This is a genomic window from Diaphorobacter oryzae DSM 22780 (assembly GCF_059568935.1).
On sequence record NZ_JCANUL010000013.1, the window covers coordinates 92,928 to 112,683 of the forward strand.

Annotated in this window: 26 protein-coding genes; 6 read left to right on the forward strand and 20 right to left on the reverse strand. The window is 65.9% G+C overall.

Going from position 1 to position 19,756, the window contains the following annotated elements:
• Positions 1 to 216 precede the first annotated feature (216 nt).
• Together BP68_RS16940 and BP68_RS16945 are read left to right on the forward strand one after the other, a co-directional pair.
• On the forward strand, positions 217 to 1,749 hold the full coding sequence (locus tag BP68_RS16940; protein ID WP_496373923.1) for a cytochrome D1 domain-containing protein: 1,533 nt from the start codon (positions 217 to 219) through the stop codon (positions 1,747 to 1,749).
• 15 nt (positions 1,750 to 1,764) lie between these two features.
• Positions 1,765 to 2,130, forward strand: coding sequence for a c-type cytochrome (locus BP68_RS16945; RefSeq protein ID WP_496373925.1), 366 nt, complete (start codon positions 1,765 to 1,767; stop codon positions 2,128 to 2,130).
• Positions 2,131 to 2,252: 122 nt separating this feature from the next.
• Here BP68_RS16945 and norR read toward each other — a convergent pair whose 3' ends face one another.
• Entirely contained in the window at positions 2,253 to 3,851 is a 1,599-nt protein-coding gene (gene norR, locus BP68_RS16950; protein ID WP_496373927.1) for a nitric oxide reductase transcriptional regulator NorR, read from the reverse strand.
• A 176-nt stretch (positions 3,852 to 4,027) separates the two neighbouring features.
• On the opposite strand from norR, the gene hmpA reads away from it, so the two are divergent.
• The gene (hmpA, locus tag BP68_RS16955; protein ID WP_496373929.1) at positions 4,028 to 5,206 is read left to right on the forward strand and encodes an NO-inducible flavohemoprotein; all 1,179 of its coding nucleotides are present in this window, start codon (positions 4,028 to 4,030) and stop codon (positions 5,204 to 5,206) included.
• 104 nt (positions 5,207 to 5,310) lie between these two features.
• On the opposite strand, the gene ptsP is transcribed toward hmpA, so the two are convergent.
• Genes ptsP through BP68_RS16980 form a run of 5 tightly spaced genes read right to left on the reverse strand, consistent with a single transcriptional unit; the run spans position 5,311 to position 9,602 of the window.
• Positions 5,311 to 7,080 (reverse strand): phosphoenolpyruvate--protein phosphotransferase, encoded by a 1,770-nt coding sequence (gene ptsP / locus BP68_RS16960; RefSeq protein ID WP_496373930.1) that lies wholly within the window; start codon positions 7,078 to 7,080, stop codon positions 5,311 to 5,313.
• Positions 7,081 to 7,098: 18 nt separating this feature from the next.
• Entirely contained in the window at positions 7,099 to 7,368 is a 270-nt protein-coding gene (locus BP68_RS16965; protein WP_496373931.1) for an HPr family phosphocarrier protein, read from the reverse strand.
• Positions 7,337 to 7,786, reverse strand: coding sequence for a PTS sugar transporter subunit IIA (locus BP68_RS16970; RefSeq protein ID WP_496373932.1), 450 nt, complete (start codon positions 7,784 to 7,786; stop codon positions 7,337 to 7,339). The genes BP68_RS16965 and BP68_RS16970 overlap by 32 nt, the downstream gene beginning before the upstream one ends.
• Positions 7,783 to 9,021 carry an MFS transporter gene (locus BP68_RS16975; protein ID WP_496373934.1) on the reverse strand — a complete coding sequence of 413 codons (1,239 nt, stop codon included), beginning with the start codon at positions 9,019 to 9,021 and terminating at the stop codon, positions 7,783 to 7,785. Before BP68_RS16975 ends, BP68_RS16970 begins: the two co-directional genes overlap by 4 nt.
• Positions 9,018 to 9,602, reverse strand: coding sequence for a hypothetical protein (locus tag BP68_RS16980; RefSeq protein WP_496373936.1), 585 nt, complete (start codon positions 9,600 to 9,602; stop codon positions 9,018 to 9,020). Before BP68_RS16980 ends, BP68_RS16975 begins: the two co-directional genes overlap by 4 nt.
• A gap of 228 nt (positions 9,603 to 9,830) precedes the next feature.
• Here BP68_RS16980 and BP68_RS16985 point away from each other — a divergent pair, with 228 nt between their 5' ends.
• The gene (locus BP68_RS16985; RefSeq protein WP_496373938.1) at positions 9,831 to 10,334 is read left to right on the forward strand and encodes a TlpA disulfide reductase family protein; all 504 of its coding nucleotides are present in this window, start codon (positions 9,831 to 9,833) and stop codon (positions 10,332 to 10,334) included.
• A 111-nt stretch (positions 10,335 to 10,445) separates the two neighbouring features.
• Here the strand turns inward: BP68_RS16985 and BP68_RS16990 are convergent, their stop codons facing one another.
• On the reverse strand, positions 10,446 to 10,907 hold the full coding sequence (locus BP68_RS16990) for a c-type cytochrome (RefSeq protein WP_496373940.1): 462 nt from the start codon (positions 10,905 to 10,907) through the stop codon (positions 10,446 to 10,448).
• Positions 10,908 to 11,097: 190 nt separating this feature from the next.
• On the opposite strand from BP68_RS16990, the gene BP68_RS16995 reads away from it, so the two are divergent.
• The gene (locus BP68_RS16995) at positions 11,098 to 11,769 is read left to right on the forward strand and encodes a cytochrome b/b6 domain-containing protein (RefSeq protein WP_496373942.1); all 672 of its coding nucleotides are present in this window, start codon (positions 11,098 to 11,100) and stop codon (positions 11,767 to 11,769) included.
• 112 nt (positions 11,770 to 11,881) lie between these two features.
• Complete coding sequence (locus BP68_RS17000; protein ID WP_496373965.1) at positions 11,882 to 12,325, forward strand: GNAT family N-acetyltransferase; 444 nt, start codon at positions 11,882 to 11,884, stop codon at positions 12,323 to 12,325.
• Positions 12,326 to 12,480: 155 nt separating this feature from the next.
• Here BP68_RS17000 and BP68_RS17005 read toward each other — a convergent pair whose 3' ends face one another.
• The 13 genes from BP68_RS17005 to tuf all read right to left on the reverse strand — a co-directional run bounded on the left by BP68_RS17005 (position 12,481) and on the right by tuf (position 19,752).
• Positions 12,481 to 12,987 carry a peroxiredoxin gene (locus BP68_RS17005; RefSeq protein WP_496373944.1) on the reverse strand — a complete coding sequence of 169 codons (507 nt, stop codon included), beginning with the start codon at positions 12,985 to 12,987 and terminating at the stop codon, positions 12,481 to 12,483.
• Positions 12,988 to 13,107: 120 nt separating this feature from the next.
• Complete coding sequence (gene rpsQ / locus BP68_RS17010; protein ID WP_496373946.1) at positions 13,108 to 13,377, reverse strand: 30S ribosomal protein S17; 270 nt, start codon at positions 13,375 to 13,377, stop codon at positions 13,108 to 13,110.
• 9 nt (positions 13,378 to 13,386) lie between these two features.
• Positions 13,387 to 13,584, reverse strand: coding sequence for a 50S ribosomal protein L29 (rpmC, locus tag BP68_RS17015; protein WP_496373948.1), 198 nt, complete (start codon positions 13,582 to 13,584; stop codon positions 13,387 to 13,389).
• Positions 13,585 to 13,596: 12 nt separating this feature from the next.
• The gene (gene rplP / locus BP68_RS17020; RefSeq protein ID WP_013517326.1) at positions 13,597 to 14,013 is read right to left on the reverse strand and encodes a 50S ribosomal protein L16; all 417 of its coding nucleotides are present in this window, start codon (positions 14,011 to 14,013) and stop codon (positions 13,597 to 13,599) included.
• Between the two features lie 2 nt (positions 14,014 to 14,015).
• Entirely contained in the window at positions 14,016 to 14,894 is an 879-nt protein-coding gene (gene rpsC, locus BP68_RS17025; RefSeq protein ID WP_496373950.1) for a 30S ribosomal protein S3, read from the reverse strand.
• Positions 14,895 to 14,910: 16 nt separating this feature from the next.
• On the reverse strand, positions 14,911 to 15,243 hold the full coding sequence (rplV, locus tag BP68_RS17030; RefSeq protein WP_011803747.1) for a 50S ribosomal protein L22: 333 nt from the start codon (positions 15,241 to 15,243) through the stop codon (positions 14,911 to 14,913).
• Between the two features lie 9 nt (positions 15,244 to 15,252).
• Positions 15,253 to 15,531, reverse strand: coding sequence for a 30S ribosomal protein S19 (gene rpsS, locus BP68_RS17035; protein WP_024813777.1), 279 nt, complete (start codon positions 15,529 to 15,531; stop codon positions 15,253 to 15,255).
• 10 nt (positions 15,532 to 15,541) lie between these two features.
• Positions 15,542 to 16,366, reverse strand: a complete 825-nt coding sequence (gene rplB / locus BP68_RS17040; RefSeq protein WP_496373954.1) for a 50S ribosomal protein L2 — start codon at positions 16,364 to 16,366, stop codon at positions 15,542 to 15,544.
• A 3-nt stretch (positions 16,367 to 16,369) separates the two neighbouring features.
• Positions 16,370 to 16,684 (reverse strand): 50S ribosomal protein L23, encoded by a 315-nt coding sequence (rplW, locus tag BP68_RS17045; protein ID WP_011803744.1) that lies wholly within the window; start codon positions 16,682 to 16,684, stop codon positions 16,370 to 16,372.
• Positions 16,681 to 17,301 (reverse strand): 50S ribosomal protein L4, encoded by a 621-nt coding sequence (gene rplD, locus BP68_RS17050; protein WP_496373956.1) that lies wholly within the window; start codon positions 17,299 to 17,301, stop codon positions 16,681 to 16,683. Before rplD ends, rplW begins: the two co-directional genes overlap by 4 nt.
• Positions 17,301 to 17,975, reverse strand: coding sequence for a 50S ribosomal protein L3 (gene rplC / locus BP68_RS17055; RefSeq protein WP_496373958.1), 675 nt, complete (start codon positions 17,973 to 17,975; stop codon positions 17,301 to 17,303). The genes rplD and rplC overlap by 1 nt, the downstream gene beginning before the upstream one ends.
• A 247-nt stretch (positions 17,976 to 18,222) precedes the next feature.
• A complete protein-coding gene (gene rpsJ / locus BP68_RS17060) occupies positions 18,223 to 18,534 on the reverse strand; it encodes a 30S ribosomal protein S10 (protein WP_005796953.1) in 312 nt (103 codons plus the stop codon).
• Between the two features lie 27 nt (positions 18,535 to 18,561).
• Entirely contained in the window at positions 18,562 to 19,752 is a 1,191-nt protein-coding gene (gene tuf, locus BP68_RS17065; protein WP_496371092.1) for an elongation factor Tu, read from the reverse strand.
• Between the last annotated feature and the right edge of the window lie 4 nt (positions 19,753 to 19,756).

Consider the following 19,756-nt stretch of genomic DNA (forward strand, 5'->3'; position numbering starts at 1 on the left):
GCCGCGCGTGAACCTTGCGACACATGCGCAAACACTAACGGCATGGATCAATTATTTTTTTGTCCTGTGTCAAAAAAGGCAGGTTGCCCGTACCCATCAAGCGCTCGCCTCCCGTCACTTGGACTTGCTCACTCCTGCTGACAAAGTGCGAATGCCAGAGAACGGCATGAATCAATCGGGAGAACCAATATGCAATACAGACTACTGAGTGTGGCCATGCTCCTCATACCGGCGGCGACCGCTTGGGGCGTGACCAACGATGCGTATCTCAAGGCCGACGAGCTATTTCAGCAAAACTGTGCCGTTTGCCATGGCGCTGATCGTGGGGGGTACATCGCACCAGCACTCACCAAAGACCGTCTGGTACAGAGTGAAGTTGCTTTGCGGGGCACCATCATGACGGGGATACCAGACACATTGATGCCTCCTTTCGTCGGGAGGCTTTCTGACGAAGAAATAAGGGAGCTATCGCGCCTGATCAAAAGGAACTCCGCGTCCGACCTGAAGTGGGGTCTGGAGCAAATCCGGGCCAGTGTTGAGGTCCTGGTCGACGAGTCGAAGTTGCCAAGCAAGCCCGATTACGAAATCGATACCGTCTACGACCTGATGGCGGTGATGGCTCGCGGACGATATGGCAGAGGTGATGGCGACAACAATGCTCGCACTGTCTTCCTGGATGGGAAACGAAACAAAGTGGTAGGAGAAATCGCCACGCCGGTGGCTCCTCACATCATGGATTTCAGCCCGGTTGCCGAACGGTGGGCTTGGCTCAAGAGTGACGATGGGATGGTCTACAAGATCGACCTGTATACGCTGCAGATTGTGCGCAAGGCCAAGGCAGGGTTGACTGGCCCAGGCATCGCTGTGTCTAACGACGGGAAATGGCTCGCCATTAGCTCTTTTGTTCCAAAGGCTGTTGCTATCTTGAATGCGGAAACGCTCGAGCCAGCAAAGTACTTGGAACTCGAAGGAGAGGACCCCGATGGGAAGTTTGTCAAATCCGCCGGAGGCCCAGTGATTGGGAGCAGGATAAACAATAAGTTCGCTCTCACGCTTCGACAAGCGGGGCAGATCTGGATCATCGACCCGGATAAGCCCGGTATGCCGGTCACGAAGCTCACAAAAGTGGGGCGAATGCTGCACGACACCTTTCTGGCTCCAGATGGTCGGCACTCCATGGTGGCCTCATACGACGACAACAAGATCATCGCCATCGACCTGAAGGAAGACAAGGTTGTGCGCGACATCCCAGCTGGCTGCCAACCTCATCTGGGCGCAGGTTCAGTCACAGAGATAAAGGGACGTTTCCTTGCATTTGGCACGAATTCGGGCACATGCAAGAAAGGCTCCGTGGTCACGGTATGGGACACCAAGGACTTTTCGGTGGTGAAGCAGATTGCGGTGGCCGGCGCAACAGAATCTCCCGCGGCACATCCCAATGCGCCCTACGTCGCTGTGGACATCATCGATAAGGACAAGCGCGCAGCGTGGATTCAGTTCATCGACAAGGAAACCCTCGAGGTCGTCAAGACGCTGGATGTGGGCGGGCATTCGTTCTTCCCCAACTACAACCGCACAGGTGACTACTTGTACGTCAGCTCCGGGTACTGGGGCGACCGTCTAAAGATATACGACAGCAAGACGCTCAAGTTGGTGGCAGAGCACAAGATGGAAAGTCCATCAGGCATCTTCTCGCGTGCTCGCACGCGCTGGCTATCCATTGGTCTACCGGAAACGCGCAAGTTCTGAAAGGAGAAGATATCTATGAAAACATCTATTCAGACCATTCTCGGCATGGCGCTCTCGGTGACTCTGACGTGCGCCTATGCGAGTGGAGGTGCGCATCAGCTTGTTGATGGTGGCAACCCCGACAAGTTGTCACCTGCCGTTTCTGCAGTGCTGCCGCTTTGTGCGTCGTGTCATGGTATTGACGGCATCAGTGCCGTTGGTCTCTATCCCAACCTCGCTGGGCAAAAGGTTGAGTACCTTGTGAAGCAGCTTCAGGCCTTCAAAAGCAAAGAACGGAATGACACAGTGATGAATGCCATGGCCGAACCTTTAAGCCAGGATGCGATGCGAGAGCTCGCTAACTACTTTGCTGGCCGAAAAGAGCGGACACCGACAAACTGAACGCGGTGATGAGTGGAAACTCGGTTCATTGATCGGCCCCGAAGCCCGCTGTATGAGTCGCCCCGGGGGCGAGGACTGCCTATCGGACCAGGTGCGCAGTCCACTCGTCCAATTTGCCGCGCTCAGCGCGGCGGCTCCAGCCCCAGCCGGCGCGCCAGGCGCTGCAGGTTGGCGCGGTCCATCTGCAGTTCGCGCGCGGCCGCGGCCCAGCGCCAGCCGTGGCGCTGCAGGCATGCGCTGACCAGCCTGCGCTCATAGTCCTGCACGGCAGCCCGCAACTCCCAACCATCCGCATCCGGCGCGGCGGGCAGCGCCACTGCCGGGGGCGCCATGGAATGCGCAGCACGCCCTTCGGGCATGCCCTCCCACAGATCCGCAACGCCCAGCGTCACCATGCGCGGGCGGACGTTGCTGCGGCCCGGCAGGGCCTGCGGCGCGCGGCTCAGGGCGCGCAGCACGCCACGGCTGAGCAGGTGCTCCAGCTCGCGCACATTGCCGCGCCAGGGCTGGGCCAGCAACGCCGACTGGGCCGCGGCATCCAGGCGCAGGGCGCCCAGGTCCAGGCGCGAGCGGTTTTCCTCCAGGAAGAAGCCGGCCAACAGCAGCACGTCGCTGTCGCGCTCGCGCAGCGGCGGCACTTGCAGCGGGTACACGCTCAGGCGGTGAAAGAAGTCGGCGCGCATGCGGCCCGCGTCCACCTCGGCCGCCAGGTCGCGGTTGGTGGCGGCGATCACGCGCACGTTCACGCGGTGCTCGCGGTCCGAGCCCAGGCGCTGCAGCTGCCCGCTTTGCAGCACGCGCAGCAGCTTGGCCTGCACGGGCAGCGACAGCTCCCCCACCTCGTCCAGGAACAGCGTCCCCAGGTGCGCCTGCTCGAACTTGCCACGCCGGTCGGCCACCGCGCCGGTGAAGGCGCCGCGCACATGGCCGAACAGCTCGCTTTCCACCAGGTTGTCGGGCAGCGCGGCGCAGTTGATGCTGACCAGCGGCCGGCCGGCGCGCGCCGAGCGCGCATGCACGGCCTGGGCCACCAGCTCCTTGCCCACGCCGGTCTCGCCCGTGATGAGCACGCTGAGATCGCTGGCGGCGACCAGGGCGATGTCGGCCTGCAGCCGGCGCATGGCCGGGCTGTGGCCCAGCAGCGGGCGCGGCGCCTCCGTGCCCGCCGCCTGCGCCACGCCCGGCGGCATCGGCTGCGGTGCGCGGGCCAGCTGGCGCAGCCGCTCGGCCGTGGTGACCGTGGCTGCGGCGAGATTGCTGAAGGCCTGCAGCGCCGCCAGCGATGCGGCGTCGGCAAAACGCCCGGCGTCCAGCGCATCCAGCGTCAGCAGGCCCCAGGGCACGCCGCCCACCTGTAGCACGCAGCCCATGCAGTCATGGACCTCCAGCGGCCCATGGGGCTCGGCGATCAGGCCGTCGTAGGGGTCGGGCAGCGGGCTGTCGGGCGCAAAGCGCATGGCCTGGCCGGCGGCCAGGAGTTGGGCGAAGCGCGGATGCTCGGCGATACGAAAGCGCCGCCCCAGCGCGTCGGGCACCAGGCCGTCGATGGCCAGGGGGCGCAGCCACTCCCCGTCCTCCAGCCGCAGCAGCGCCGCCGCATCGGCCGGCAGCACGGCGCGCAACGCGGCCAGCAGGCGGCGCAGGCGCTCGCGCTCGGGCAGTTCCTGGGCCAGGTCGGCCACCAGGGGGGTCAGGGCATGCAATACGGCGGACGTTGTCATTGGGACTGCAAAAGCCGTCCATTCGACGCGAATTGACGGAAGTCATATTGACGCATGGATCGCCAAACCCTTGTCGCACAAGGGCATCGCGGCTGGCACGGCGCTTGCGCCAAGCCGTGCAGGCCGGCCATTGCCGCCGCCTGATCCCTTTGTTCGTCGTCCCAGGAGTTGCCCACGTGCTGACCGATCGCCAACGCGCCCTTGTCCAATCCACCGTCCCCCTGCTGGAGGCCGGCGGTGAAGCGCTGATCAACCATTTCTACCAAACCATGCTGGGCGAGCACCCCGAGGTGCGCCCCCTGTTCAACTCCGCCCACCAGCACAGCGGCGCCCAGCCGCGCGCGCTGGCCCATAGCGTGCTGATGTACGCCAGGCACATCGACCGCCTGGAGAACCTGGGCCACCTGCCCGCTCAGATCGTCAACAAGCATGTGGCGCTGCAGGTGCAGCCCGAGCACTACCCCATCGTCGGCAGCTGCCTGCTGCGCGCCATTCGCGAGGTGCTGGGCGCCGAGACCGCCACCGACGAGGTGCTGGCCGCCTGGGGCGCGGCCTACCAGCAGCTGGCCGACATCCTGATCACAGCCGAGGCCCAGGCCTACGACGCCAATGCCGCTGCCGAGGGCGGCTGGCGCGGCGAGCGCGCCTTCGTGGTCGAGAAGAAGGTGGCCGAGAGCGCCGAGATCACCTCGTTCTACCTGGTGCCGGCCGACGGCGGCGCCGTGGTCGCGCACCAGCCGGGCCAGTACATCGGCCTGCGGCTGGGCATCGACGGCGAGGAGCAGCGGCGCAACTATTCGCTGTCGGCGCCGGCCAACGGCCGCAGCCTGCGCATCAGCGTCAAGCGCGAGCCCGGCGGCAAGGCCTCGAACTTCCTGCACGACCGGGTCCAGGCGGGCGACCGGCTCCAGGTCTTTCCGCCGGCCGGCCATTTCACGCTCCAGGACGGCGACCGGCCGCTGGTGCTGATCAGCGGCGGCGTGGGCATCACCCCCACGCTGCCCATGCTGGCCGCGGCCCTGCCCACGCAGCGCCCCGTGGTGTTCATCCACTGCGCGCGCGAACGCGCCGTGCACGCCTTCCGCGAGCGCATCGACCAGCTGGCCGAGCAGCACCCGCAGCTCACGCGCTACTACTGCTACGACCGCGCCGAGGCCGGCGACGCCGTGGATGCCGAGGGCCACCTGACGGCGCAGCGCCTGGGCGAATGGCTGCCCGCGTCGCGCGATGCCGACGTGTACTTTCTGGGGCCGCGCCCCTTCATGCGCACGGTCAAGCAGTCGCTGAAGGCCCTGGGCGTGCCCGACAGCCAGGTGCACTACGAGTTCTTCGGCCCGGCCGAGGCCCTGGCCTGAACGGCGGGCGCCGGGGTACGAGGCCGGCGGTTCAATGCCAAATCGGCCTCCGGCGCCCTACCATCAAGCGCAAACAGCTATATATTTAATAGCAAACAACGGTATCAGGGCGCGGCCAGGCAGGTGCCCGGGTCGTCCGCGGCCAGCACCTGCTGCGCCCAGTCGGCCAGCTTGCGCACGTCCGCGCGCAGCACCTCCTGCTTCACGGCCAGGATCTGCGCCGGCTGCATGGAGAAGCTGCGCAGGCCCAGGCCCAGCAGCAGCCGGGTCACGGTCACGTCGCCGGCCATCTCGCCGCACACGCTCACGCTCTTGCCCTGGCGGGCGCCTTCGGCGATCACGTCGGCCACGAGCTGCAGCACCGCCGGGTGCAGCGGGTCGTACAGGTGGGCCACGGCCTCGTCGGCGCGGTCGATGGCCAGCGCGTACTGGATCAGGTCGTTGGTGCCGATCGACAGGAAGTCGAAGTAGCGCAGGAACAGGCGCACGGTGAGCGCCGCGGCCGGTACCTCGATCATGGCGCCCAGCTGCACCGGGCCGTAGGCCGCGCCGCGCGCGTCGAGCTCGGCGCGCGCCAGGTCCACCTGGGCCAGCGTCTGGCGGATCTCGCTCGCGTGGGCCAGCATGGGAAACAGCAGCCGCACCGGCCCGTGCGCAGCCGCGCGCAGCACGGCGCGCAGCTGGGTGCGGAACATGGCCGGGTCGGCCAGGCTCCAACGGATGGCCCGCAGGCCCAGGGCGGGGTTGAGCGAGCTGTCCTTGTGGGCCTTGTCCAGCGGCTTGTCGGCGCCCACGTCCACCGTGCGGATGGTCACGGGCAGGCCCTGCATGCCCTCCACGGCCGCGCGGTAGGCGCCGTACTGCTCCTCCTCGTCGGGCAGCCGGCCGCCGCGCCCCATGAACAGGAATTCGCTGCGGAACAGGCCCACGCCCGCCGCGCCCGCGCGCAGGGCCGCGGCGGCGTCGCCGGGCTGTTCGATGTTGGCCAGCAGCTCGATGGCCTGGGCGTCCAGCGTGACGGCCGGCGTGTGGCGCAGCCGCGTGAGGCGCTCGCGCTCCAGCGCGATCTGGCGCTGGCGAAAGCCGTATTCGGCCAGGATGATGGGCGAGGGGTCGACGATGACCACGCCCGCGTCGCCGTCGATGATGACCCAGTCGTCCTGGCGCACGAGCTGGCTGGCACCGCGCGCGCCGACGACGGCGGGGATGTCCATGCTGCGCGCCACGATGGCCGTGTGGCTGGTCTTGCCGCCCACGCCGGTCACGAAGCCGGCGAACACGCTTTGCTTGAACTGCAGCATGTCGGCCGGCGACAGGTCGTGCGCCACCAGCACCAGCGGCACGTCGGCGCCGTCGCCCAGCAGGAACTCGGCCTCCGCGCCGGCCTCGGCCTGGCGCCGCGGGCCGCAGGGCGGAGGCGCCACGGGACCGGCCACGCCCTTCATGTGGCGCAGGATGCGCTCCACCACCTGCTCGAGGTCGGCCTTGCGCTCGCGCAGGTAGTCGTCCTCCATCTCGTCGAACTGGCGGCTGATGATCTCCAGCTGCGTGGTCAGCGCCCACTCGGCGTTGTAGAGGCGGTCGGTGATCCAGTGCTTGACGCCGTTGACCAGCATCTCGTCCTGCAGCAGCATGATGTGCACGTCCAGCAGCGCCGCCAGCTCGTGCGGCGCATCCGCCGGCATGTCGGCCTGCAGGCGCTGCAGCTCCTCGGTCACGGCATTGCGGCCCCTGCGCACGCGCAGGATCTCGGCCTCGACCTGGTCGGGCTCGATGAAATAATGCACCACCTCCATGCGGCTGGACGCCGCGAGCACCGCCCGCCCGATGGCAATGCCGCGTGCGACTGCCAGACCGTGGATGGAGAAGGTCATGCGCGCCTCAACCGGTTGTCACTCGCCCTCGCCGAACTTGCCATCGATGAGCGCCAGCAGCGCATCCATGGCCTCCTGCTCCTGCGTGCCCGCGGTCTCGATCTCGACCTCCGAGCCCAGGCCCGCGGCCAGCATCATCACGCCCATGATGCTCTTGGCGTTGATGCGGCGCTCGCCCTTGCTCATCCAGACATCGCACGGAAAACTGCCCGCGAGCTTGGTGAGCTTGGCCGAGGCGCGGGCATGCAGGCCCAGCTTATTGCTGATGGTGATGGTGTTCTTGATCATGGGAGGCACGTCGGATCTGGTTCTGCGGCGCGGTCACGGCAACCGGCATCACGCCCTGCGTGCCCCCCGCCAGGGCGCGCGCGGCCAGGGCGTCGAGCGGCTCGCCGCGGTAGCTCACCGCCCGCAGCAGCATGGGCAGGTTCACACCGGCGATGAGGCGGGACTGCACGCCGTCCACCAGGCGCTGCGCCACGTTGCACGGCGTGGCGCCGAACACGTCGGTCAGCACCAGCACGGGCGCCGCGTCCTGCTGCGCGAGCAGCGCGCGGGCGACGGCCAGGGTGTCCTCGGGCGGCTCGGCGGGGTGCACGTCCAGGGTCAGCACGTCATCCGCGCAGTCGGGAAATACGTGCAGCGCGCAGGCGCGCAGCGCGTGGGCCAGGGGGGCGTGGGCAATGATGAGAAGGCGCGTATTCATGGCTCGCTGGAATGCTCTGCATTATGGCCCTGCCCGCGCCGCGCCATGAACCAGGCATAGGCGCCGACGGTGCATGCCAGATGCAGGCCCAGCGCCGCCCGGTAGGCCGCCACCATGCCCAGGCCGGCCGCGGTGAACGCGTCCACCGCCAGGCCTATGCCCCATTGCACGGCGAACACGCCGGCGAAGATCACCAGGTTGTAGGCCGACAGCGCGCGCCCGGCCAGCGCCTGCGGAAAGGCCAGCGCCACGGCCGGCTGCGACAGCGCCACGCAGGTGCAGGACACGCAGTACAGCGCCCAGGCCGCGCCCCCCGCGCGCTCGCCCGCCAGCACGATGGCCGTCAGCACCACCAGCGACAGCGGCATGCCCGCCGCGATGACCGGGTTGGCCCCGCCAGTGCGGCGCAGCAGCCAGGGGCTGACCATGCCCCAGGCCCAGAACGTGCAGAGCATGCTCACGTTGATCCAGAACAGGCCCGTGGCCGCCTGCAGGGGCGTGTAGCCGGCCACATGCTGCATCCACGGCGCGGCCCACAGCGTCTGCACCGCCACCATGCCGCCGTAGCAAAAGAAGCCCAGCGGCGCCATGCGCTGGAAGTATGGGTGGCGCCACACCTGGCCATAGCCCGCGTCGCCGCGCCCGCCCGCAGCGCCACCGGAATGCGCCCAGGCCGGCACGCGCAGCGCTAGCACCGCCATGGCCAGCACGATGAGCACGGCCAGACCCCAGAACAGCGGGCGCCAGCCGGCCACCGGCAGCAGCCACTGCACGGGCAGGGTGGAGGCCACCATGCCCAGCGAGCCGGTCATCAGCATCCACGAGTTGGCGCGCAGTTGCGCACCGGGCTCCAGCCAGCGCCGAAAGCCGGTGAGCGGCGCCATCAGGCAGGCGCTCACGCCCGCGCCGCACAGCATGCGTCCCAGCAGCAGGCCCGTGAAGCCCGTGGCCAGCGAGAACACCAGGCAGCCGGCCACGGCCACGCCCAGAAAGCCCAGCAGCACGGCGCGCGGGCCGTAACGGTCCAGCCATTGGCCCAGGGGCAGCTGGGTCAGCGAAAAGCCCAGGAAGTATCCGCCGGCGAGCAGGCCCAGGTCGCGCGCCTGCAGGCTGAACTCCACCTCCAGCGTGGGCGCCAGCGTCGCGGTGATGGCACGCAGCAGCGCCGAGATGAAGTAGGTGAAGGCAAAGGCCAGGAAGACGGCCACGGCCGTGCGCCGGGACAGCACGCTCATGGCTGCAGCGCCAGGCCGGCGAAGAAGGCGTCGGCCGCGTCCGTGCGCTCCTGGGGCGCGTAGACCACGGCGTGGTACAGCCGCGCCTGCGCGCCCTCCAGGCGTGCGAACCACACGGCATGGGCCACCACCGCCGCACCGTCCGGGCCGCGCCCGCGCGCCACCACGCGCAGCGACTGCGGCAGGGCCAGGGCACGCGCGGGAACGAAGGCCGCGCCGCCCATGGCGTCTGCCCCCTGCGACTCGGCCTGCATGCTGGCCTGCATGCCGGCCAGCACGGCGCCGCGCCAGCGGGCCAGCGTGGCGCCGGCCTGGGCCGGCTCGGCCAGCAGCATGTGCGAGACGGCGAAGGTCGCGCCATCCGCCGTGCAGCCCACCATGGCCAGATCCACCCTGCCCGCCCCCAGGTCCACGGGGCGGGCGGCGTGTTCGGGCTTGCAGGGCAGGGTCAGCGTCAGGCCCGCGTCGGGCAGGGAGACGCTGCGCCAGTTCAGCGCCGGGGCGCAGGCGGCCAGCATCAGCGCGCTGGCGGCCAGGACGGTGCGTGCGGCCCGCTGCGGGCCGGTGGATGGGCGTGACATGGCGGCGATTATTCCAAGCACCGCCGCGCCGCGCTGCTGGCGCATTCCCTCAGCCCGGCCACGGCCGATTCGCCGCGATCTGCGCTATATCAATCCCCGGGCCGCGATGCACGGCGCCGGCGAACTTTCCGGGCGGCCGCGCAATCCCATGCAGACGGGGGCCCCATGCCCCTGCGGCACAATCGGACGCGAACGGGGCGCGAGCGCGCCATGACGAGGAATCTGGGTATGCGAATCAAGAACTGGCTGATAGCGGGCGCGGTGGCGGTAGGTGCCGCCGTGGCCGCGGTGGTGGTGCTGGAATCGGGCACCTCGGCGGCGCCGCAGTCCACCTTCGTGCTGCTCGACGGCTCGCAGCAGACCACGGCGGATCTCAAGGGCAAAGTGACGCTGGTGAACTTCTGGGCCACGAGCTGCACCACCTGCGTGGCCGAGATGCCCGAGATCGTCGCCACCTACAACAAGTACAAGGGCCAGGGCTTCGAGACGCTGGCCGTGGCCATGAGCTACGACCCGCCCAGCTACGTGGTGAACTTCACCGAGACGCGCCAGCTGCCGTTCAAGGTGGCCATCGACAACACCGGCGCCGTGGCCAAGGCCTGGGGCGACGTGAAGCTCACGCCCTCGACCTTCATCGTCAACAAGCGCGGCGAGATCGTGAAGAGCTACGTGGGTGCCCCCGACTTCGGCGAGCTGCACAAGCTCATCGAGCGGCTGCTGGCCGAGGCCTGAGCAAGCACCCTCCCCCACCTTCCCCACACGCAAAAAAGGCCGATTTCTTGAATGAAATCGGCCTTTTGCGCTTATCCATCAAGCGCCAATAGCTATTAAATTAATAGCCGATCAGCGGGCACGGTAGGCGTCGTGGCAGGCCTTGCAGGAATTGGCCGCGGGGCCGAAGGCGGCCTTCAGGTTGTCCAGGTTGCCGGTCTTGGCGGCGGCGGCCAGCTTGACGGCCTCGGCCTGGAACTTCTCGGCATGCTCGGTGAACTTGGCATGCTCGCTCCACACGCCGGGCTTGGCCTTGTGGGGCGCGCCCTTGTCGGTGCCCGGGCCAAAGCCGGCCCAGGGCAGTGCCGCGAGGGAGGCCACCACGTCGGCGTTGTCCTGCGCGGCCTTGGCGTCGAACTGCACGCGGCCGTTGGCCATGGCACCCAGGCGCGAGAAATGCTGGCCGATCACGAACAGCGCGCCCTGGCGGTATTCGATGGCGTCTTCGGACTTGGCGAACTGGGCCGCTGCGGGCAACGACAGCAGCGTGGCCGCCGAGGCGGCCGCAACGAGAGCGATGGCTTTGAATCGCATGAAATGCACCTTGTTGTGGGAAGAAAGAGTGGGGTAGCGGCCCTGCCAGGTAGCAGGCCGGCGGGTAGTATCGTGCCACAGGGTGACGGGGCTGCGGCAAGCGCCAGGCCTTTGCTCGGAATTGCCACGCCGCGCGCGGCGTGCCATCTGTGCACAATAAGCCCGTCCTTCCCTCCCCCTTCGGCACACGATGCAGCACACGGTACGCGTTTGGGATCTCCCCACCCGCCTGTTTCACTGGTCACTCGCGGCGACCACCCTGGCCCTGGTGGTCACCGCCAAGCTGGGCGGCAACGCCATGGAATGGCATCTGCGCCTGGGCTATGCCATGCTGGCGCTGCTGGCGTTCCGCCTGGTGTGGGGTCTGGTGGGCGGGCACTGGTCGCGTTTTGCCAGCTTCCTGTATTCGCCCGGGCGCCTGTGGCGCTACCTGCGCGGGCGCGGCGACGAGGCCCGCGACGGCGTGGGCCACTCGCCGCTCGGCGCGCTGTCGGTGTTCGCCCTGCTGGCCACCCTGCTGGCCCAGGTGGGTAGCGGCCTGATGAGCGACGACGAGATCGCCTTCTTCGGGCCGCTCACGCGCTTCGTTCCCGGCGACTGGGTCGGCCTGGCCACCTGGTACCACAAGGACGTGGGGCAGTACCTGCTCTATGGGCTCGTGGCCCTGCACCTGCTGGCCATTCTGTTCTATGTGCTGGTGCGCCGGCGCGCCCTGGTGCGCGCCATGCTGCACGGCGACAAGCAACTGCCCCGCCACACGCCCGCATCCCGCGACGATGGCGCCAGCCGCACCCGCGCCGCCGTGGTGGCGGCCCTGAGCGCCGCACTCGCCTGGTGGGTCTCCCGCCTGGGGGCTTTCTGAGCCCGCGCGGTCCAGCGGCTACACTGGCCCGCACGTTTCACTGCCTGAGCGCTCTTTCCCAGTGGACCATCCCCCACCCATTACGCTGCTGAGTCCCGCCCTGCCCCACGAGATGGACGTGGTGCGCGACATCTTCCAGGAATACGCCGACAGCCTGGATGTGGATCTGTCATTCCAGAACTTCTCCACCGAACTGGCGTCCCTGCCGGGCGAATACGCGCCGCCGCGCGGCCATATCCTGCTGGCCGAGGTGGCGGGCAGCATCGCCGGCTGCTGCGCCATGCGGCCGTTGGACACGACGGACTACCCCAACGCCTGCGAGATGAAGCGGCTGTACGTGCGCAAGGCCTTCCGCGGCTTCGGCCTGGGCCGCCAGTTGGCCGAGGCCATGCTCGACGCGGCCCGCCAGGCCGGCTACGACTGCGTGCTGCTGGACACGCTGGACGGCATGGAGTCCGCCCGCGCCCTGTATTCCGAACTGGGCTTCGAGGAAATCCCGCCCTACTACCACAACCCCATTCCGGGCTCGCACTACCTGAAGGCCGACATCTTCTAGTGCGCTTGGGGTGTTTCAGGCCGCAAGGGCCCATCCAGAAAGCGCGAACAGCTATTAATTGGATAGCAAAAACGCCGCACGGGCCTTGAGGCCGTGCGGCGTTGTGTCATGCCGAGCGCGCCAGGATGCCCGGGGCACCCTGGGCGTCAGCCGATTCAGGCGGCGGCCTGCGCCAGCATCGTGGCGGCGTCGCTGACCTCGAACTTGCCCGGTGCCTCCACGTTCAGCGTGGCGACCTTGCCGTCCTTGACCAGCATGGAGTAGCGGTTGCTGCGCAGGCCCAGTCCCTTGCCGTTCAGGTCCAGCGTCAGGCCCGTGGCCTTGGCGAAGGCGGCGTCGCCGTCGGCCAGCATGCGCACCTTGGTGCCCGTCTTCTGGTCACGCGCCCAGGCGCCCATCACGAAGGCGTCGTTCACCGACAGGCACCAGATCTCTTCCACGCCGGCGGCCTTGAGCGCGTCGGCCTGCTCCACGTAGCCCGGCACATGCTTGGCCGAGCAGGTGGGCGTGAAGGCGCCGGGAACGGCGAACAGCGCGATGGTCTTGCCCGCGGCGGCCTTTTGCACCTCCACCGGATTGGGGCCGATGCTGCAGCCATTGCCTTCGACTTCCGAGTATTCCATCAGGGTGATGGCGGGCAGTTGGTCGCCGACTTGGATCATGAGAATCTCCTTGCTTGAGAGGTGGTCACACGGGGCCGCCGCAAACGGCGCCCCAAAAGAAAAACGACCCACATTGTGGGTCGTTTCTCAATGCCATGCAGACAGCAGGTCTGCGAAGGCTTAGACCAGTGCGGCCTTTTGCACCAGGCGCGTAGCGACCCAGTTCTTGGTCTTGGAAAGCGGACGGCTTTCCGTGATCTCGATGGTGTCGCCCATCTTGTACTCGCCCTTTTCGTCGTGGGCGTGGTACTTGCTCGACTTGATCATGATCTTGTCGTAGATGGGGTGCTTCACGCGACGCTCGACCAGCACGGTCACGGTCTTGGTACGCTTGTCGCTGACCACCTTGCCAATCAAGGTGCGCTTGAGGGATGTTTTAGCTTCCGTCATGTCGGCTCCTTACTTGGCGGCTTGCTTTTCAGCAAGGATGGTCTTGGCACGTGCGATGTCGCGGCGCGTGGCCTTGATCGTCGCGGTGTTGCCCAGTTGTTGCGTGGCTTTCTGCATGCGCAGGCCGAAATGGGCCTTTTGCAGCGACTTGATTTCGGCTTCCAGGCCGGCCACGTCCTTTTGGCGGAGTTCAGCAGCTTTCGTCATGTTGATTTCTCCTTAGGCGCCAATCTGACGGGCAACGAACGTGGTGCGCAGCGGCAGCTTGGCGGCAGCCAGGCGAAACGCTTCGCGGGCCAGTTCTTCGGGCACGCCAACGATCTCGAACACCACCTTGCCGGGCTGGATCTCGGCCACGTAGTACTCGGGGTTGCCCTTGCCGTTACCCATACGCACTTCGGCGGGCTTGGTGGAGATCGGCTTGTCGGGGAACACGCGGATCCAGATGCGGCCGCCACGCTTGACGTGACGGGAGATCGCACGACGTGCGGCCTCGATCTGGCGGGCCGTCAGACGGCCACGGTCCGTGCACTTCAGACCGAAGTCACCGAAAGCCACCGAGTTGCCACGCGTGGCAATGCCGGTGTTGCGGCCTTTTTGCTCCTTACGGAACTTGCGGCGAGCAGGTTGCAGCATGTTTATTCTCCTTTGCCGTCCGCTGCTGTAGCGGGCGCGTCAGTCTTGCGAACGCGCTTAACGGCGGTTGCGTCGGTGCCACCGGCACCAGCGGGCTTGTCGCTGCCATCGGCGGGAGCGGCATTGCCACCCATCGGGCGGCGGCCGCCACGGCCTGCACCGGCGCGGTCGCCAGGACGGCCATCGCGACGGGGACCACGGGGACGGCGCTCTTCGTCGGGACGCGGCGTCTCGACGGCAGGCAGGTCGTTGCGGCCCAGCGTGTCACCCTTGTAGACCCATACCTTCACGCCGATCACACCGTAGGTGGTCTTGGCTTCGGAGGTGCCGTAGTCGATGTCGGCGCGCAGCGTGTGCAGTGGCACACGGCCTTCGCGGTACCACTCGGTACGGGCGATTTCGATGCCGTTCAGACGGCCCGAGGACATGATCTTGATGCCCTGGGCACCCAGACGCATGGCGTTCTGCATCGCGCGCTTCATGGCGCGACGGAACATGATGCGCTTTTCGAGCTGCTGGGTGATCGAGTCAGCGATCAGCTTGGCATCGATTTCGGGCTTGCGCACTTCTTCGATGTTCACAGCGACCGGCACGCCCAGGCGGGTAGCGAGTTCCTTCTTCAGGTTCTCGATGTCCTCGCCCTTCTTGCCGATCACCACGCCCGGACGTGCCGAGTAGATCGTGATGCGGGCGTTCTTGGCAGGACGCTCGATCAGGATGCGCGACACGGCGGCGTTCTTGAGCTTGGCCTTCAGGTACTCGCGCACCTTGATGTCTTCGGCCAGCATGCCGGCGAAGTCACGGTTGCTTGCGTACCAGCGGCTGGCCCAGTTGCGGCTCACAGCAAGGCGGAAGCCGGTAGGATGGATTTTCTGTCCCATATTCTTCCTTTAGGCCTCAGTTACCCACGGTCACGTAGATGTGGCAGGTGGGCTTGCTGATGCGGTTGCCGCGGCCCTTGGCGCGCGCGGTGAAACGCTTGAGCGTGGTGCCTTGCTCGACGAAGATGGTCTTGACCTTCAGGTCGTCGATATCGGCGCCGTCGTTGTGCTCGGCATTGGCAATGGCAGACTCCAGAACCTTCTTGACGATCACGGCAGCTTTTTTCTGCGTGAAGGCCAGGATGTTCAGGGCCTGATCCACTTTCTTGCCACGGATCAAGTCAGCGACCAGGCGACCCTTGTCGACCGACAGACGGACGCCCCGGAGGACTGCACGTGTTTCAGACATGGTCGTTCCTTACTTCTTCTGGACTTTTTTGTCCGCGGGGTGACCCTTGAAGGTGCGCGTCAGGGCGAATTCGCCCAGCTTGTGGCCCACCATCTGGTCGGTGACATAAACCGGCACGTGCTGCTTGCCGTTGTGCACGGCAATGGTCAGACCGATGAACTCGGGCAGAACCATGGAGCGACGCGACCAGGTCTTGACTGGCTTCTTGTCCTTGGTGGCGATGGCCTTTTCGACCTTGGCCAGCAAGTGATGGTCAACAAACGGACCCTTTTTGAGAGAACGAGTCATTTGCTACCCCTTACTTCTTGCGGCGCGACACGATCATGGTCTGTGTGCGCTTGTTGTTACGGGTACGGTAGCCCTTCGTCAGGTTGCCCCATGGGTCAACAGCGTGACGACCTTCACCGGTACGACCTTCACCACCACCGTGCGGGTGGTCGATCGGGTTCATGGCAACGCCGCGAACGGTCGGGCGGATACCCATCCAGCGCTTCACACCGGCCTTGCCCAGTTGGCGCAGGCTGTGCTCTTCGTTGGCGACTTCACCGATGGTGGCGCGGCACTCGATATGGATCTTGCGCACTTCGCCGGAACGCATACGCACCTGGGCGTACACGCCTTCGCGGGCCAGCAGCGTGGCCGACGTACCCGCCGAACGGGCGATCTGGGCACCGGCACCGGCCTTGAGCTCGATGCAGTGGATGGTCGAACCCACGGGGATGTTGCGGATCGGCAGGGTGTTGCCCACGCGGATCGGAGCCTCGGAACCGCTGACGATCGTTGCACCCACTTCCAGGTTGCGCGGGGCGATGATGTAGCGACGCTCGCCGTCGGCATAGCACACCAGGGCGATGTGGGCCGTGCGGTTCGGGTCGTACTCGATGCGCTCCACCTTGGCGGGGATGGCGTCCTTGTTGCGACGGAAGTCCACCACGCGATAGTGGTGCTTGTGGCCACCGCCCTTGTGACGGGTGGTGATGTGACCGTTGTTGTTACGGCCAGCCTTCTGGAACTGAGGCTCCAGCAGACCCGCGAATGCTGCACCCTTGTGCAGGTGATCGCGCGAGATCTTCACCGTGCCGCGTTGGCCGGGAGTCGTGGGTTTGAGCTTGATAACAGCCATGGTTTACGCAGCCTCCCCGGACAGGTTCAGCTCTTGACCTTCCTTCAGCAGCACATAGGCCTTGCGCACGTTGTCGCGGCGGCCCATGGTCTTGCCAAAGCGCTTGGTCTTGCCTTTGGTGTTCACCACAGAAACGCCCTTCACTTCCACCTTGAACATCAGTTCCACGGCGGCCTTGATCTCGGGCTTGGTAGCGTTCTGCAGCACCTTGAACGTCACAGCGTTGGACTTCTCGGCAACCATGGTGGCCTTCTCGGACACGATGGGAGCGACCAACACTTGCATCAGACGACCTTCGTCAAACTTGAGCGTGCTCATGCGAACATCTCCTTGAGTTTGTCGATCGCGCCCTTGGTGACGAGCACTTTCTTGTAGTGGACCAGCGACACGGGATCTGCATAACGCGGCTCGACGACGAACACGTTCTTCAGGTTGCGCGAGGCGAGGTACAGGTTTTCGTCGACTTCATCGGCGATCACCATCACCGATTGCAGGTTCATGGCCTTGAACTTGTCGGCCAGGACCTTGGTCTTCGGGCTTTCGAGCTTGAGCGAGTCCACCACGGCCAAGCGGCCTTCGCGGGCCAGCTGCGACAGGATGGAAGCCATGCCAGCGCGGTACATCTTCTTGTTGATCTTCTGCGAGAAGTTTTCTTCGGGCAGATTCGGGAAGATGCGACCACCCCCACGCCACAGCGGCGAGGAAGTCATACCGGCGCGTGCATTGCCGGTGCCCTTTTGCTTGAAGGGCTTCTTGGTCGAGTGCTTGACCTGCTCACGGTCCTTCTGGGCGCGCGTGCCTTGGCGGGCATTGGCCTGGTAGGCGACGACGATCTGATGGATCAGGTCTTCGTTGTACTGGCGGTCGAACACGGTCTCGGGCACGTCCACCTTCGAGGCGGCCTGGCCTTGTTCATTCAGGAGTTCGAGCTGCATTAGTTCGCTCCTTTGGAAGCTGTTGCCTTGATGGCGGGACGCACCGTCACGAAGCCACCCTTGGAGCCCGGAACAGCGCCCTTGATCAAGAGCAGTTGGCGTGCTTCGTCGATGCGAACCACGTCGAGGTTTTGCGTCGTGACGGTGACATCACCCAGGTGACCCGTCATCTTCTTGCCGGGGAACACGCGGCCCGGATCCTGCGCCATCGAGATGGAGCCAGGAACGTTGTGCGAGCGGCTGTTACCGTGGGAAGCGCGCTGCGAACCGAAGTTGTGGCGCTTGATCGTGCCGGCGAAGCCTTTACCGATCGAAGTGCCCTGCACATCGACCTTCTGGCCCACGCTGAACACATCCGTCACGGGGACGGCGGCACCAGCGGCGTACTTGCCGGCGGTTTCAGCGGTCACGCGGAATTCACGGATGATTTCACCGGCTTCGACACCCGCCTTGGCGAGGTGACCGGCTTCGGGCTTGGTCACGCGCGATGCCTTGCGCGAACCGAACGTGACCTGCAGGGACACGTAGCCATCGTTCTCTTGGGTTTTCACCTGGGTCACGCGGTTGTTGGACACATCCACCACCGTGACGGGCACTGCGTCCCCGTCATCGGTGAACAGACGCATCATGCCCACCTTGCGGCCCAGCAACCCGAGGGAGTTGCTCAGACTCATTGGTTGTTCTCCAAAACTTCCGCCGCTCCGACTTCAATTGGCCGGAGCGTTTGCACGACGGGCGCCTGCCTCGGCGGCTTGCACCAATGTGCGCGAAAGAAGGTTGATAAAACTCCGCGCCGCAGCCGAAATTCGGACGCAAAAACGCGAAGCCGCAAAGTATAACGCGGACTGCTTTTTCAAGCAAGTCCGCGCTGGAGGCACGGCCCTCAGGGGGCCGCGCCGTCGCTCAAGCAGCCGTGAAGAATTACTGCAGCTTGATCTCGACGTCCACGCCGGCCGGCAGGTCCAGCTTCATCAGGGCGTCCACCGTCTTGTCCGTGGGATCGACGATGTCCATCAGGCGCTGGTGCGTACGGATTTCCAGCTGGTCGCGGCTGGTCTTGTTGACGTGCGGCGAACGCAGGATGTCAAAGCGCTTCATGCGCGTCGGCAGGGGCACGGGGCCCTTGACGATGGCGCCGGTGCGCTTGGCGGTGTCGACGATCTCGGCGGCAGACTGGTCGATCAGCTTGTAATCGAAAGCCTTGAGGCGGATGCGGATCTTTTGCTTGGACATTGTGTATTCCTTCAGTGGTTGCGAGGATTACGCAATGATCTTGGCAACGACGCCGGCGCCCACGGTGCGGCCACCTTCGCGGATGGCGAAGCGCAGGCCTTCTTCCATGGCGATGGGGTTGATCAGCTTGACGGTGATCGACACGTTATCACCAGGCATCACCATTTCCTTGTCGGCCGGCAGCTCGATGGAGCCGGTCACGTCGGTGGTGCGGAAGTAGAACTGGGGGCGGTAGTTGTTGAAGAAGGGCGTGTGGCGGCCGCCTTCGTCCTTGCTCAGCACGTACACCTCAGCCGTGAAGTGGGTGTGGGGCTTGATGGAGCCGGGCTTGCACAGCACTTGGCCACGCTCGACGTCTTCGCGCTTGGTGCCGCGCAGCAGCAGACCGACGTTGTCGCCAGCCTGGCCCTGGTCCAGCAGCTTGCGGAACATTTCCACGCCCGTGCAGGTGGTCTTTTGCGTGTCGCGGATGCCGACGATTTCGATTTCTTCGCCGACCTTGATGATGCCGCGCTCGACGCGGCCGGTCACCACGGTACCGCGGCCGGAGATGGAGAACACGTCTTCCACGGGCATCAGGAAGGCGCCGTCCACGGCGCGCTCGGGCGTCGGGATGTAGGTGTCCAGTGCCTCAGCCAGGCGCAGGATGGCGGGCTCGCCCTTGTCGGACTGGTCGCCTTCCAGGGCCAGCTTGGCCGAGCCGCGGATGATGGGGGTGTCGTCGCCGGGGAAGTCGTACTTGTCCAGCAGTTCGCGCACTTCCATTTCGACGAGTTCCAGCAGTTCCTCGTCGTCCACCATGTCGCACTTGTTCAGGAACACGATGATGTAGGGCACGCCCACCTGGCGGGCCAGCAGGATGTGCTCGCGGGTCTGGGGCATCGGGCCGTCAGCGGCCGAGCACACCAGGATGGCGCCGTCCATCTGGGCGGCACCGGTGATCATGTTCTTGACGTAGTCGGCGTGGCCGGGGCAGTCCACGTGGGCGTAGTGGCGAGTGGACGTTTCGTATTCCACGTGCGAGGTGTTGATCGTGATGCCACGCGCCTTTTCTTCGGGGGCGTTGTCGATCTGGTCGTAGCCCTTGGCTTCGCCGCCGAACTTCTTGGACAGCACCGTGGCGATGGCCGCCGTCAGCGTCGTCTTGCCATGGTCCACGTGACCGATCGTGCCCACGTTCACGTGGGGCTTGGTACGCTCAAACTTACCTTTTGCCATTTTC

Bases quoted from the DNA above. Each gene is read 5' to 3' on its own strand.
- rplW (WP_011803744.1), bottom strand. From the start codon at position 16,684: ATGAGCACGCTCAAGTTTGACGAAGGTCGTCTGATGCAAGTGTTGGTC.
- rpsS (WP_024813777.1), bottom strand. From the start codon at position 15,531: ATGACTCGTTCTCTCAAAAAGGGTCCGTTTGTTGACCATCACTTGCTG.
- rpsJ (WP_005796953.1), bottom strand. From the start codon at position 18,534: ATGTCCAAGCAAAAGATCCGCATCCGCCTCAAGGCTTTCGATTACAAG.
- rplC (WP_496373958.1), bottom strand. From the start codon at position 17,975: ATGAGTCTGAGCAACTCCCTCGGGTTGCTGGGCCGCAAGGTGGGCATG.
- ptsP (WP_496373930.1), bottom strand. From the start codon at position 7,080: ATGACCTTCTCCATCCACGGTCTGGCAGTCGCACGCGGCATTGCCATC.
- BP68_RS16965 (WP_496373931.1), bottom strand. From the start codon at position 7,368: ATGATCAAGAACACCATCACCATCAGCAATAAGCTGGGCCTGCATGCC.
- BP68_RS16945 (WP_496373925.1), top strand. From the start codon at position 1,765: ATGAAAACATCTATTCAGACCATTCTCGGCATGGCGCTCTCGGTGACT.
- rplB (WP_496373954.1), bottom strand. From the start codon at position 16,366: ATGGCTGTTATCAAGCTCAAACCCACGACTCCCGGCCAACGCGGCACG.
- rplP (WP_013517326.1), bottom strand. From the start codon at position 14,013: ATGCTGCAACCTGCTCGCCGCAAGTTCCGTAAGGAGCAAAAAGGCCGC.
- BP68_RS16940 (WP_496373923.1), top strand. From the start codon at position 217: ATGCTCCTCATACCGGCGGCGACCGCTTGGGGCGTGACCAACGATGCG.
- rpsC (WP_496373950.1), bottom strand. From the start codon at position 14,894: ATGGGACAGAAAATCCATCCTACCGGCTTCCGCCTTGCTGTGAGCCGC.
- tuf (WP_496371092.1), bottom strand. From the start codon at position 19,752: ATGGCAAAAGGTAAGTTTGAGCGTACCAAGCCCCACGTGAACGTGGGC.
- BP68_RS16990 (WP_496373940.1), bottom strand. From the start codon at position 10,907: ATGCGATTCAAAGCCATCGCTCTCGTTGCGGCCGCCTCGGCGGCCACG.
- rplV (WP_011803747.1), bottom strand. From the start codon at position 15,243: ATGTCTGAAACACGTGCAGTCCTCCGGGGCGTCCGTCTGTCGGTCGAC.
- norR (WP_496373927.1), bottom strand. From the start codon at position 3,851: ATGACAACGTCCGCCGTATTGCATGCCCTGACCCCCCTGGTGGCCGAC.
- BP68_RS17005 (WP_496373944.1), bottom strand. From the start codon at position 12,987: ATGATCCAAGTCGGCGACCAACTGCCCGCCATCACCCTGATGGAATAC.
- rplD (WP_496373956.1), bottom strand. From the start codon at position 17,301: ATGCAGCTCGAACTCCTGAATGAACAAGGCCAGGCCGCCTCGAAGGTG.
- BP68_RS17000 (WP_496373965.1), top strand. From the start codon at position 11,882: ATGGACGTGGTGCGCGACATCTTCCAGGAATACGCCGACAGCCTGGAT.
- BP68_RS16975 (WP_496373934.1), bottom strand. From the start codon at position 9,021: ATGAGCGTGCTGTCCCGGCGCACGGCCGTGGCCGTCTTCCTGGCCTTT.
- rpsQ (WP_496373946.1), bottom strand. From the start codon at position 13,377: ATGACGGAAGCTAAAACATCCCTCAAGCGCACCTTGATTGGCAAGGTG.
- BP68_RS16985 (WP_496373938.1), top strand. From the start codon at position 9,831: ATGCGAATCAAGAACTGGCTGATAGCGGGCGCGGTGGCGGTAGGTGCC.
- BP68_RS16970 (WP_496373932.1), bottom strand. From the start codon at position 7,786: ATGAATACGCGCCTTCTCATCATTGCCCACGCCCCCCTGGCCCACGCG.
- BP68_RS16980 (WP_496373936.1), bottom strand. From the start codon at position 9,602: ATGTCACGCCCATCCACCGGCCCGCAGCGGGCCGCACGCACCGTCCTG.
- BP68_RS16995 (WP_496373942.1), top strand. From the start codon at position 11,098: ATGCAGCACACGGTACGCGTTTGGGATCTCCCCACCCGCCTGTTTCAC.
- rpmC (WP_496373948.1), bottom strand. From the start codon at position 13,584: ATGACGAAAGCTGCTGAACTCCGCCAAAAGGACGTGGCCGGCCTGGAA.